This window comes from Algorimicrobium echini, assembly GCF_900115185.1.
Taxonomy (GTDB): Bacteria; Bacteroidota; Bacteroidia; order Flavobacteriales; family Flavobacteriaceae; genus Algorimicrobium; species Algorimicrobium echini.
In genome coordinates, this window is record NZ_FOVN01000001.1 from 18434 (window position 1) to 32133 (window position 13700).

Here is a 13700-nt window from a genome sequence, read left to right on the forward strand (position 1 = left end):
TAAAAATAAAAAAACCGCGTATATCCTAAAGACAACGCGGTTTTTTTTAAAGAATTTTAAAAACTAATCTAATCGTGCAATTCCACCAACAAAAGTAGCTTCAATTTCAGCGCCTTTGATTGCCGTTGCTGTATTAATATTGGTTTGATAAATATTTAAAGTACCATTAGCATCTGTAATTGACGAATATACAACATCTCCATCTTGAAATGCAGCAAAACTACGCCCTCCATTACCAGTATACTCTGGTGCACCTGCAACCCGCGTAATTGTTTCCGCTTCTAAATCAACAATTGCCAGGTGCAAATTTGAATCTGTGTACACATTGCCAAAACCATTTGTGCCGTTTGGTCCTTCTAAAACTTTAGTGGAAACTGCTGCAAAAAGTTTATTATCTCCTACATAAATAGCATGAATAATTTTTCCTCCGTTAGCTGCTGTTTCAGTATTAAACGTGTAATTAGCATCAAATGTTTCAGTTCCTGAAGCAATTTTAAGAATACCTGCTGGTTTGGTAGCTTGCGTAAATCCAAAATTACTATTAGAAACAGTGTAAATATCACCAGATTCGGTACTAAAAATACCACTTCTAGTATTAAATGCTCCAGCTGGACCGAAACGAGAATCTGTGATAACAGTATCCAATGTTAATTCAGGATAATTATAAATTGCTACATATTGCGTATCGGTATTTGCCGTTACAAAAGTGGCACTACTTACAGGATAAAACGTATGAAATAATTTATTACCACGCACAGTCATACCTGTTGTAAAAATCCAATCATCTGTATCATTATAAACATCCCGAACAGGAATTGTATTGGTATTTGTAATAGTGTTTGATGGTATATCAACCGTATAAAAGGTAATATTTTCACTTGTTGCTGCACTTTGTGGTAAGGAGATACCAAGCATGGTTGTACTGTTTACCTCAATAAAACCGTCTAATTGGAAAGGAAATGTTAATCCTGATTGAAAATTTAATGTATTACTTGCTGTTGCTGTAATGGCATTGACATCTGTAACACCTAAACCACCAATACTATAAAACGTATTGCCTCCAAAGGCATAATCTCGGTAACCATCTTGCAAGGTTCCCTGACCTTGAAGTGTTAAAGTACCAGACATTAAATTGTCAGTTCCCAAAACAAAATTTGTTGTTTCGGTAGACGTGGTAACACCTAGGCCTAATGTAAACACCGTATCACCAACACTCGTATTAATTGGCAAGTCATCATCTGAACTACAGCCAACTACAGTGGCTAATAAAAAAATAAATAAGAAGCTATAAGCGCTTTTAACTATGGTCATATTGTTTGAAATTTAAATTAAAATAAAGGTTTATCTAAAAAATATCTTAAGTTTATAAAATAGGATCGTCCTGGATTTTGTAGGAGATAATTATCAAAAAGGTCTTCATTAGTAATATTTCTAACTTCAAATGAAATATTAAATTTTCCGTTGTCTATTTCATAGGTTGCCAATGCATTATGAGATAATTGTGTTGGAATATTATCTTGATTATTGGCACCTAACTGATTAGGAGTAAAAAAATACTCATGTACATAATTTAAGGAATAGCCAATATTAATTCTGTTTTTTACTCGTTCAGTTTCACCAATATCAGTAGTATAAGAATTTGAAAAAACCGTATAATCTGCATTAAAATTCCCAAACAGGTATGGAATATTTGGCACTTTATAATTGTAATTTAGATTGGGTGTGGTAATGGTTCCAGATAAGTTTGTACTGGTTAAAAACTCTTGTTTATCAATTATACGTTGGTACGTAATATTTGCTCCAGCTCTTAATTTATTAGACCATTGATAGCGCAAATCGGCTTCAAAACCATTGGTATCTACATTTCCAATATTTACATATTGACGATCTACGGGCTGTGATTGCGCCTGATCTAAACGAATAAAATCTTCAGATTTACGCCACAAGTAATTGGCTTCAATGCTAACTACATGATCAGATTTTATAGCAAACTCATATTTTCCACCAAAGTTGAAATTTAGACTACGCTCGGGTTTTAAATCTGGATTTCGTCTTGTAAACAGACCATCTCCTAAAAGCTCTACAGATTCAGGCAGGCGATATGTTTGTTCCAGTGATGCTTTAGCTTGTAATTTAGGTAACACAAAATAAGTTGCAGCGGCTCCATACCCAAAATTATCTAAATTAGTTTCCTTACGAATTGGATCTGAACCTCCTACGCTTGTATTGCTAAACGATTGAGCATTTAGTATATAATATTTTGAAAATATAGTACCATTAAAACGGGAATAACCTATTTGATAAGCCAATCCTAGTGTTTGTTTGGTAAGATGTTGTGGAAATTGAAATGTAACGTTATCTGGGTTTTCAACATCAGATGATGTTCTATCAAAATCTGTTAATTGGTAATTTAATGACACACTATGTGCTTTGTTAATGGCATAAGACAAATTGGATGTTAATAAGCCTTCTTTATCCTTATTCTCCAATTGCGTTCTTCTAAATTCAGCACTAGTTGTAGGAACGGTTTCCTGAAGCCAATTGTATCGAACGCGTGTGGTGTCTATAAATTTATTTTTAGCCATATTATAGGCAGCATATAATTTAAAGTCTAAACCTTTTTTAAATAAATCTGTTTTGTAATACTTAACAGTTGGAATAACGACCGAAGACTGTGCTGTCCTTGCTCCAAAAACCTGATCCATCGTGACGCCTGTTTGTATATCTTTATCATTACCAGAGGCAATTAACCCAATGAGTAGCTTATCAGCATAAGGCTTATTAACAAGACCTACTTCAGCATGTATTGTTGCTGATTGATAGGTATCATGAAAACGCTCTACTTCTTGTTCAGGCAACCGCTGATTGGTTATTAAATCTATGGGTTGCACATCTACTTTATAGTTATTATCAGAATAATTATAGAATGCTGTGATACGCGTGGTAAAACCGCTTTCAGGAGCTGTATATGCAAAATTCACATTGGCTTTGTGGGTATTAAAAGAACCATATCCATAGGATACATCAAGATAGTTTGGTGCAGAGCGTGTCACAATATTTACGGCTCCACCAAGAGCATCAGAACCTAAAGTAATAGGAAGAACTCCTTTGTAAACTTCAACCGTTTCAGCTAAACTAACCGGAAAATTATTTAACGTAAGTGATGACCCAAAATTATCAATAGGAATACCATCCAAGAAGAATTTAACTTGATTGCCAGAAAATCCATTTAATGAAAATGAAAAATCCGAACCTAAACCGCCATTTTCACGAACTCGAACTCCTGAAGTATTATTTAAAACCTGATTCATGTCTGCACCAGTATTGTAAAGTTCTTCTGCTTTTATAACATTAACTGCATAGGCTTGCTCACGAGCTTTTCTAACTTTACTTTTAGCAATGATACTTACTGATGACAATGATGTAGTAGATTCTTTTAGAGTGATAGGAATGGTTTGGTTTTTTTCGACGGAGAAATTTACTTCTCTAATTTCAGTTTCATAACCTAAAAAAGAATAGCTAACTGTGTAATTCTTATCAAAACGGCCAGTTAATTTATAAAAACCTGATATATCTGTAACCGTACCTTTATTTAGTTCCGAAATAAAGACAGTCGCACCATGAATAGCCATACCATTTTCGTCTACAATTTTACCACGTAATATGGATTCCTCATTCTGTCCAAATGAGGTTAACGCTACCAAAAGAAATAATTGAAGAATGCTATATTTTATAAAAGTAGATTTCAAGCTTTTGAAGTGATGTTTAAGAGTCTGATAATTACTTATACTTATTAAGACTAATTTTAAATAAGGTGCAAATATAGCAGTTATCGTTCCTAAAAAAAACAATTATTGCTAAAATATTTTAAGAATTTTTCTTTCGTCTTCCGTACCAAATGATAAAGCCTGTAACAGGTAAAGATGCTATAAATAAACTTCCAATAAACGCCATAATCTTTCCGAAAACACCTAAATACTGACCCGTATGTAAGCCATAGGTCATTTCTTGTAATTGAACACCACCACTTTTAGCATTATAGAATTGAGTCGTTAACAAATGACCCGTTTGCGGATGAAAATAAAAATTTGATTGATGATCAAAAGCAAGTGCTTTGGGGTAAGCACCTGTTATAATAGGTAAACCTTGACCTTGATCCCATACAAAATACATCTCACTATTTGGCAGCTTGGCTATTGTGGTAAAAAATGCCATATCAATGGCTTCAGGTTCAGACTCAAAAACGTCAGGAAATGCTTTAGGTTCATTAAAGGCTTCTACATGACTATTTAGGTTTCCTAAAGTATAAAAGCTATTATTAACCCATTCATAGGAAAAAGCTAAACCTGTAATTGCCAAAAACATGGCAGGAAGAATCATGTAGAAACCGGAAGCCCGATGCCAGTCATAATTTTTTCGTCGCCATCTAGCAGACCACTTTACGGTGAGATTATGACTAACCTTCTTCCATTTTTTTGGCCACCAAAGAACAATTCCTGAAATCAGCATAAAAAGAAAAATGATTGTGGCTATTCCTGTTACTTGTTTACCAATTTCTTCTGGCAATAATAAAAACCTATGAAGCGTTTCAACAATCATGAAAAAATCTTTGTTGAGATTTTGAATATGGATTAAATCTCCTGAATAGGGATTAAAGTAAACATCATGAGGAATTTCATTAAGAAAAATATGAACAGTAGCTGGTCTATTTGGTGTATTATAAACAACCATATCTGCTGTTATTCCTGGGTATATATCTTGAAGATTATTGATAATTATTGATGGTTTTACAAATGGCCGATTCTGTTCTGGCACAAACCTCCAATCATAAACTACATCCTTAATTTCATCATGAAAAACAAAAATACATCCCGTTATAGCAATGACAAAAACAATTAAACCAGAACATAAACCAAGCCATAAATGAAGTATTCCTGCATAACGTTTCCATTTATTTTTCTGTTTTTTCTTAAAGCTTTTTAAAATTGACATATAAAAGGAGTTTCCTACTAAAATTTTAGGTTGCAAAGATATTATTTAAACTGATTTTAAATAACTATCAATAAGATAATTTTATTACTTTAAAAAAGTCTTTGTATTTAGTCTCGTTAAAATCCTCATTTCAATTAAGAAACCGAACTACATCATTCAAGGCTACCTTGCAAATATTCTTTTAAAAGTAATCTAGAACCCCTAATACTATACTTTTGAAAACAAAAAACCACACTCATAATTTCAAGTAAACTTGATTTAAAGTGTGGTTTTATAATAGTGACCGCGAAGGGATTCGAACCCCCAACCCTCAGAGCCGAAATCTGATATTCTATCCAGTTGAACTACGCAGCCATTATAAATTTTAAGACAATTTAGCCTTAACAATAGTAGAAATAGTTTTACCGTCTGCTTGACCTGCTAACTCTTGACTAACAAGACCCATAACTTTACCCATATCCTTCATTCCTTCTGCCCCAATGCTATCTATGGTTGCTATAACCACAGCTTCAATTTCTTCATCAGATAAAGCTTCAGGTAAAAACTGACCAATTACTTCAGCCTCATCAATCTCAGGTAAAGCCAAATCTTTTCGGCCTTGCTCCAAGTAAATAGCAGCACTATCCTTACGCTGTTTGACCAGTTTTTGCAATAATTTTAATTCCTCCTCTTTTGTTAATTCTGTTTGAGCTCCTGATTCAGTTTGTGCTAAAAGAATAGCAGATTTAACCGCACGTAAAGCCGTTAATGCTGTTTGGTCTTTTGCTTTCATGGCCGTTTTCATAGCCGTCATAATATCCTGTTGTAAGCTCATAATAGAAAATTAATTACGAAGCGAAGATAACAAGAAAAATAGATTTTGACAGTGGTAGGAATGATAAAAATTTCAAAAAAAAACCCGAAATTACAAAACTTGTAATTTCGGGTCTTCATGAAGTTCAAACACTAAACTTAATCTACGTTATCATGTAAAAACGAATTGTTATTTCGTATTTGCATATCGTCATTATCATCTAAACTAATACTGGTATTAGAAATATTAGAATCTGATGAATGTCTAGATTCTTCTAAATTTACGCCTTGACGTTTATAAGCTGGCACACGTTCAATATCATCTATTTTTGCGTTGTTAAACTTATAATTAAAATCTTTCATTTTAAGTCTACGTTCAGCAGCACGTTCTTTAAGCATTTCTGAAATTGGTGTATGAATAGGATCAATTTCTTCACCTTTTACAGCTTCTTTAGTTGGTTGTTCAGCTTGTAAGGTTTTCTTTTCAAAAACCACTTCAGAATCTTCAATTTCAAGCTCTTTTTTGGGCTTGACCTCTATTTGCGTTTTGGCATTCATTCGAGATTCAGCTTCAATATAATCATCTAAAGCATAACGAACTTCTCCATTTTTATTAGATTCTGTTACTGGAATTATTTCTACATGATCCGTAACATCTATCTTCTTAATATTTTCTTCCAATTCATGAACAACCATATCATCAGCTTTATTTTCTATATCTGAATTACTAAATGGCATATCAAAAGTTAGTGTTATTTGCTGCTCGTCTTCTGGTTCTTCAAATATAGTTTCCGAATTTACATTGGTAGCTGAAGGTGCATTGGTTATTACAAATTCATCTGAATTCACTTCTGTTAAAACTTCCTCATCAATCACATCCATATTACGGATAGATTCTGTTGTTTTTATCAATCCGGTTCCTTCATCTGTATTTGGTTCAGGCGATTTTAAATCCTCAAGGTCTTCCAAGTCCAAAGTGTGTTTAACAACTTTTGGTTCTGTTTTCTCTTCAAAATCTATGCTCGGCATGATAATAGCTGGCTCACGTTCCTTACGCGTTAAATCTTGCTCCATAGACTGTTCGTCTTCCAAAGCATGAATCACTTTTTTTATCTCCGTATTAGATATTTCATCTTGCTGTTCGATATCGAAACCCGTTGCAATAATGGTAACAGCAATAGATTCTCCAAGCGTTTCATCTTCACCGACACCCATAATAATATTGGCGCCATGTCCGGCTTCATCTTGTATATGATCGTTAATCTCACCTATTTCATCAATAGTAATTTCCTGTGTTCCAGATACTATTAGCAGCAATACATTTTTAGCACCTGTAATTTTGTTATCGTTTAATAGCGGAGAATCCAAAGCTTTCCTAATAGCTTCTTTTGCACGATCTTGACCTGCTGATTTAGAAGATCCCATAATAGCAGTACCACTACTGCTCAATACGGTTTTAGCATCACGTAAATCAATGTTTTGTGTGTAATGGTGCGTAATAACCTCTGCAATACCTCTAGCAGCTGTTGATAAAACTTCGTCTGCTTTAGAGAAACCAGCTTTAAAGCCTAAATTCCCATAAACTTCGCGCAGTTTATTGTTATTGATAACCACTAACGAGTCCACAACACCTCGTAATTTTTCAATACCTATTTGGGCTTGTTCATTTCTCATTTTACCTTCAAACTGGAATGGCATGGTAACTATTCCAACAGTTAAAATATCAAGGTCTTTAGCCATTTTAGCTATTATTGGTGCGGCTCCTGTTCCAGTTCCACCACCCATTCCAGCTGTAATAAATATCATTTTGGTATTGGTATCCAGCATACGCTGAAGGTCCTCAAAACTTTCAACAGCAGATTTTTCACCAATATCTGGATTTGCACCTGCTCCTAAACCTTCAGTTAAATTTAAACCTAACTGGATTTTGTTTGGAACTCCACTATTTTGAAGGGCTTGTGCATCGGTATTACAAATTACAAAGTCTACACCTTTAATCCCTTGTTGAAACATGTGATTAATGGCATTACTTCCGCCGCCTCCGACACCTATTACTTTAATAACATTTGACTGATTTTTAGGTAAATCAAAAGAAATGTTTGTTTCGAATTCTTTGTTGCTGCTCATGAATTTCGTTTTATATGTACTTAATTATTATCTTATTTGTTATGCTTTAAATTTGCCTTATTCGGCATTATCTAAAAAATCTTTTATACGCTCTGAAAACTTGTCTAAAAAAGACCGTTTTGGTGGTTTAGGTTGTTCTTCAATTGTTTCTTGTTCTTCCGCTTCCGGAGTTTCTGGTTCACTTATAGATTCTTCGTAAGCGACTTCCATTTTTTTACGTTCTTGTCGTTTTAAACCATCCATTACCAGACCCACAGCAGTTGCAAAAAGCGGACTAGTTACTTCATCATCGCTATTTCCTGCTAAATGCTCGTTTGGATAACCAATTCTAGTATCCATTCCGGTTATATATTCTACCAATTGCTTTAAATGCTTTAATTGTGAGCCACCACCTGTTAAAACAATTCCTGCAATTAATTTTTTCTTTTGCTCCTCATGACCGTAATTTTTTATCTCTACGTACACCTGCTCAATAATTTCAACAACACGTGCATGAATAATTTTAGATAAATTTTTTAAGGTAATTTCTTTAGGCTCACGTCCTCTTAAACCAGGAATGGACACAATTTCATTTTCTTTATTTTCGCCTGGCCATGCGGAACCAAATTTTATTTTAAGTAATTCGGCTTGCTTTTCAATAATAGAGCATCCTTCTTTAATATCTTCGGTTATTACGTTTCCACCAAAAGGAATAACAGCCGTATGACGAATAATACCATCTCTAAAAATAGCTAAATCTGTTGTTCCTCCACCAATATCAATCAGAGCAACACCTGCTTCTTTTTCTTCTTGACTTAAAACCGCATTTGCCGAAGCCAAGGGTTCTAGTGTAATACCATCCAAATTTAGACCAGCACTTTTAATACAACGACCCACATTTCGGATAGATGATACTTGCCCAACAACCACATGAAAATTAGCTTCCAACCTACCGCCATACATACCAACTGGCTCTTTAATTTCAGCCTGACCATCTACCTTATATTCTTGTGGTAACACATGAATTATTTCTTCACCAGGAAGCATGACTAACTTATGTACTTGGTTAATGAGCTTTTCTATATCCTCATCGTTTATAACCAATTCGGAATTGGCACGTGTTATATAATCACTGTGCTGTAAACTGCGAATATGCTGACCAGCAATTCCTACGGTTACGTTTTCAATTTTAACATCGGAGGCTGCTTCAGCTTCTTGAACTGCCAACTGTATGGATTGAATAGTTTGTGTGATGTTATTCACTACACCACGATGCACACCTAAACTCTTGGATTTTCCAATACCTAAAATCTCTACTTTTCCATATTCATTTTTACGACCAATCATAGCCACAATCTTTGTGGTTCCGATATCTAATCCTATTGCAATAGTTCCTTCCATGATTTAAGATTTAGTGCACACTACTTGGCTATCAAACTGCAGATTCACCTTACTGTAATTACTCAATATTTTTTCTTTAAATGCCTTTTTATAAAAGACTTTTAAATTATTTATTTTCTTATCTAATTTTGCTAAACCACCAACATATACCTCAAAAGGGCATTGTCTTAACCGCAGTGATATACTCATGTCTTTATACTGATGAATACTTGTAACGTGCTTACTTAAAAACGCATCGTTTTTAACTTTCATTGCCATTTTATACACATTTTCAAGGTTTGTTTTTGACACATTTCCTGTTACTAGCGGTACTCTGGCTGTATAATTTGTTGATAACGGCATAAAATTGCCATCCTCATCAATATAAAAAGACACCGAATTTTCAACTCGGGCTATCGGTTTTTTTTGTTCTACTTCAGCTACCAAATGTCCGTTAACATGCACATACACTTGGGCTGACTTAATCATTGGATTAGAATTCAGGGCAGATTCCAATAAATTCAAATCTATGGTTTCTTTAGGCACATTTTTAACACCTCCTTGATTTACTATTAACAATTTACTAACAGTTTCATGTGTTATAAACAGATTTTCTTCACCATTAAAATTAATTTCAGGAGAACTTACAATCCGTTTGTCATTTTTCTTGGATGAAAACGCAAATAGACCAACTACTAACACAAGTAGAAAAACCATTTTTATGTAATTCCAATTAATCTTCATGGCTTAAAGCGTGTTTTATGTTTTTAACTTGTTCACCAATATCACCAGCACCAATGGTTAAAATAACATCTGCCTGGCTTGCTTTTACTTTATTAATCAATTCTGATTTTGAAATAAGTACTTTGTTTTTGTTGCCAATCTTTTCTAATAACCATGTGGATGTGACTCCCTCAATTGGCAATTCACGTGCTGGATAAATATCCAATAACACAACCTCATCAAATTGTGATAAACTTGCAGCAAAATCATCAGCAAAGTCACGTGTTCTACTAAATAAATGTGGTTGAAAAACAGCTAAAACTTGCTTCCCAGGATACATTTCGCGAACTGCTTGATGCACGGCATTTATTTCTTGAGGATGATGTGCATAATCATCAATATAGACTAAATCATCACGCTTAATATGGTATGAAAATCTGCGTTTTACGCCTTGATAAGACGCTAATGCTTTGGCGATCTGTTGGTGAGGGCAACCATATTCCACAGCCATCGCCAAGGCTATTAGTGCATTAGACAAATTATGTCTACCAGGTAGGTTAAATTCTAAATTTTCAAGTATTATTTTTGGCGTCTTTACATCAAAAATATAAGTGCCATTTTCAATTTTAATATTATGGATACTATAATCTGAATCCTCTTCAATACCATAGGTTAGGCCTTTAATTGGCAGGCCTTTTTTTACAAATAGCTTACCTTCCTCCTTTAATTTATGTGCAAAATCGTGGAATGATTTCTCCAATTCTGATGCATCGCCATAAATATCCAAATGATCTGCATCCATGGAAGTAATACATGCTATATTAGGAGACAGCGTTAAAAAAGACCTATCAAATTCATCCGCTTCTACTACAGTAACATCTGTTCCATTTAAAATCAGGTTGCTATTATAATTTTCGCTAATTCCGCCTAAAAAAGCTGTTACAGGAACATCACAGACACGCATGATATGCCCTAAAATACTTGTTGTTGTTGTTTTACCATGCGTTCCAGCAACTGCCAGGCAAAAGGTGTTTTCAGTAATTAAGCCTAGTATTTGTGAACGTTTTAAAACCCGATAACCACTATTATTAAAATACACCAATTCCTTATGGTCTTTTGGAACAGCTGGCGTATAAACCACCAATGTATTGGTACTATTTAATAAATAATCATCTAGATTTGCTACAGAATCTTCAAAATGAACTGGAATTCCTAAATCAATTAAACCTTCCGTAATGTCGGTTGGTGTTTTATCATATCCAGATACGCGTTTACCATTCGCATGAAAATATCGAGCAAGCGCACTCATACCGATACCTCCAATACCAATAAAATAAACGTTATGTATTGAGTCTAGATTCATTTATTTGATTTATTTAATAGTAATTCTACTACATCAGCAATATGCGAAGTGGCATCGACCATGGCTAACTTTTTGATATTTTCACCAAGAAATTGTTGTTTCTCTGGTGAAATAATTAATTGGGTGAATTTATTTTGAAAATCTACTTCCAAATCATTTTCTGTTATTAAAATTGCAGCGTCTTCATCAACAATTGCTTGCGCATTTTTTGCCTGATGGTCTTCTGCTACATTAGGCGAAGGAATAAAAATAACAGGTTTCCCTACGATACATAATTCTGAAACAGAAATTGCTCCAGCTCTTGATATAATAATATCGGCAGCCGCATACACACAAGCCATATTATTTATAAATGCATGTACTTGAATATTTTTAGTGTGATTGTAAATTTTATATTTATCATAATACAACTTACCACATTGCCAAATAACTTGAATATTATGTGTTAGTAGAAAATCCAGCTCTTTTTCAATCAATTCATTAATACGTCTTGCTCCTAAACTTCCACCAAGAACAAGAATGGTTTTTTTATCTTTTTCAATTGAAAATTTCTCAAAAGCTTCATCCCGTTTTTTAGTAATATGCAACAAATCCTCTCTAACAGGATTACCCGTTTTTATGATTTTATCTTTTGGAAAAAACCGTTCTAGGCCATCATAAGCAACACAAATTTTGTGTGCTTTTTTAGCTAACAATTTATTAGTAATTCCTGGATACGAATTTTGCTCTTGAATTAAACTAGGAATCCCTTGAGAAGTAGCAACCTGCAACAACGGACCACTTGCAAAACCACCAGTACCTATTACAACATCGGGCTTAAAATTGGCAATAATTTTTCGTGACTTCCATAAACTGCTCATCAATTTAAATGGAAAGCTTAAATTTTTAAGCGTTAATTCTCGTTGAATTCCAGAAATCCACAAGCCAATAATTTTATAGCCAGCCTGCGGTACTTTATCCATTTCCATACGGTTTTTTGCTCCAACAAATAAAAATTCAGCGTTTGGAAAACGCGACTTTAATTCGTTAGCAATAGCTACCGCTGGATAAATGTGACCACCTGTTCCACCTCCTGAAAGAATTATTTTATATGTTTTATTATTTGTTGTCACAAAAATGTATAATTTCTACTTATTAAATTGTTTCCGTTAAAATATCTAAAGGGCTCTCTTCGCGTTGCTCATTATTTACAATCTCTTCTCGTTTTGCGCTAACACTTAATATAATTCCAAGTGCCAAACACGTCATCCAAATAGAAGTTCCTCCACTACTTATTAAAGGCAGCGTTTGTCCAGTAACCGGAAATAATTGTACTGCTACAGCCATATTTATCAAAGCTTGAAAAACTATAGGTAAACCCACACCTAAAACCACTAATTTTCCGAATATGGTATCTGATTTTTGAGAAACAATTACAATACGGAAAAGTAATGCCAAATACAAAAACAAGACTGAAAAACCACCTATTAAACCGTATTCCTCAACGATAATAGCAAAAATGAAATCTGATGATGATTGTGGTAAAAAATTTTTCTGATAGCTCTTACCAGGACCAACCCCTTTAACACCTCCAGTAGCTATGGCTATTTTAGCTTTTTCTATTTGGTAATCCTCTTCAGTTACAGCATCATCAGAAAAACTTTCCACACGACTCATCCAAGTATCCACACGATTTGGCATAGCATCCGGAAAAGCTTTAGCTGTTAAAATAAAAAGTGTTAAAGCAACAATACCTAAGCCAATAATTACAGCCAGATAGCGAACAGGATAGCCGCCAATAAAAACTAAAAGCACCACCATACAAAACATAATGGCAGCTGTTGAAAAGTTAGCTGGTAAAATTAGTGCCAATACAAAAAACACTGGCATCCATAAGGGCAAAATAGACTCTTTAAAAGTAATGACCTTATCTTTTATTTTAGACATATAATGAGCCACATAAACCATAAGCACTACAAAAGCAAAAGTGGATGTTTGAAAGGACATTCCTACCACAGGAATTTGTATCCAACGGCTGGTATTGGTACCAGAACTGGACGATCCTTGCATTAGTGTTAAAACCAACAACATTAGAACCACAGGTAATAACAAAATAGAAATAGCCCTGAAATACCGATATGGCATTTTATGAACTATAAATACAATTAGAAATCCTAAAACCAAATGCATTATATGTCCAAAAAATATTGAAAACGTTCCCCTACCCACTCCATTATATGCTAAATTACTAGCAGCACTATAAACGGGTAAAAAAGAAAATATAGCCAACAACGCAACTATTGCCCAAATTAATCTATCGCCTTTTATGTTTTTAAATATTGGATGCACTTAATATCTATATTAT

At 34.1% G+C, this 13700-nt stretch carries 10 protein-coding genes and 1 tRNA gene; all 11 read right to left on the bottom strand.

What is annotated here, in order from left to right; translation table 11 throughout:
* Positions 1-63: 63 nt before the first annotated feature.
* The 11 genes from BM239_RS00105 to BM239_RS00155 all read right to left on the bottom strand — a co-directional run bounded on the left by BM239_RS00105 (position 64) and on the right by BM239_RS00155 (position 13684).
* Positions 64-1311 (bottom strand): DUF4374 domain-containing protein, encoded by a 1248-nt coding sequence (locus BM239_RS00105; protein WP_092205631.1) that lies wholly within the window; start codon positions 1309-1311, stop codon positions 64-66.
* 17 nt (positions 1312-1328) lie between these two features.
* A complete protein-coding gene (locus tag BM239_RS00110) occupies positions 1329-3749 on the bottom strand; it encodes a TonB-dependent receptor (protein ID WP_143094861.1) in 2421 nt (806 codons plus the stop codon).
* Positions 3750-3867: 118 nt separating this feature from the next.
* Complete coding sequence (locus BM239_RS00115; protein WP_092205633.1) at positions 3868-4992, bottom strand: PepSY-associated TM helix domain-containing protein; 1125 nt, start codon at positions 4990-4992, stop codon at positions 3868-3870.
* Positions 4993-5272: 280 nt separating this feature from the next.
* Positions 5273-5346: transfer RNA gene (locus tag BM239_RS00120), tRNA-Arg, on the bottom strand.
* A gap of 10 nt (positions 5347-5356) precedes the next feature.
* Entirely contained in the window at positions 5357-5806 is a 450-nt protein-coding gene (locus BM239_RS00125) for a GatB/YqeY domain-containing protein (protein WP_092205634.1), read from the bottom strand.
* 137 nt (positions 5807-5943) lie between these two features.
* Positions 5944-7911: a cell division protein FtsZ gene (ftsZ, locus tag BM239_RS00130; protein ID WP_092205635.1), complete on the bottom strand. Its 1968-nt coding sequence runs from the start codon at positions 7909-7911 to the stop codon at positions 5944-5946.
* Positions 7912-7968: 57 nt separating this feature from the next.
* Positions 7969-9291 carry a cell division protein FtsA gene (gene ftsA, locus BM239_RS00135; protein ID WP_092205636.1) on the bottom strand — a complete coding sequence of 441 codons (1323 nt, stop codon included), beginning with the start codon at positions 9289-9291 and terminating at the stop codon, positions 7969-7971.
* A 3-nt stretch (positions 9292-9294) separates the two neighbouring features.
* Positions 9295-10014: a cell division protein FtsQ/DivIB gene (locus tag BM239_RS00140; protein WP_092205637.1), complete on the bottom strand. Its 720-nt coding sequence runs from the start codon at positions 10012-10014 to the stop codon at positions 9295-9297.
* Positions 10004-11356, bottom strand: a complete 1353-nt coding sequence (murC, locus tag BM239_RS00145) for a UDP-N-acetylmuramate--L-alanine ligase (RefSeq protein WP_092205638.1) — start codon at positions 11354-11356, stop codon at positions 10004-10006. The genes BM239_RS00140 and murC overlap by 11 nt, the downstream gene beginning before the upstream one ends.
* The gene (gene murG, locus BM239_RS00150; protein WP_092205639.1) at positions 11353-12468 is read right to left on the bottom strand and encodes an undecaprenyldiphospho-muramoylpentapeptide beta-N-acetylglucosaminyltransferase; all 1116 of its coding nucleotides are present in this window, start codon (positions 12466-12468) and stop codon (positions 11353-11355) included. The genes murC and murG overlap by 4 nt, the downstream gene beginning before the upstream one ends.
* A gap of 22 nt (positions 12469-12490) precedes the next feature.
* On the bottom strand, positions 12491-13684 hold the full coding sequence (locus BM239_RS00155; RefSeq protein WP_092205640.1) for an FtsW/RodA/SpoVE family cell cycle protein: 1194 nt from the start codon (positions 13682-13684) through the stop codon (positions 12491-12493).
* Positions 13685-13700 lie beyond the last annotated feature (16 nt).

Coding starts and splice junctions, on each gene's coding strand:
- BM239_RS00105 (WP_092205631.1), bottom strand. CDS start 1,311: ATGACCATAGTTAAAAGCGCTTATAGCTTCTTATTTATTTTTTTATTA.
- BM239_RS00115 (WP_092205633.1), bottom strand. CDS start 4,992: ATGTCAATTTTAAAAAGCTTTAAGAAAAAACAGAAAAATAAATGGAAA.
- BM239_RS00125 (WP_092205634.1), bottom strand. CDS start 5,806: ATGAGCTTACAACAGGATATTATGACGGCTATGAAAACGGCCATGAAA.
- ftsZ (WP_092205635.1), bottom strand. CDS start 7,911: ATGAGCAGCAACAAAGAATTCGAAACAAACATTTCTTTTGATTTACCT.
- ftsA (WP_092205636.1), bottom strand. CDS start 9,291: ATGGAAGGAACTATTGCAATAGGATTAGATATCGGAACCACAAAGATT.
- BM239_RS00140 (WP_092205637.1), bottom strand. CDS start 10,014: ATGAAGATTAATTGGAATTACATAAAAATGGTTTTTCTACTTGTGTTA.
- murC (WP_092205638.1), bottom strand. CDS start 11,356: ATGAATCTAGACTCAATACATAACGTTTATTTTATTGGTATTGGAGGT.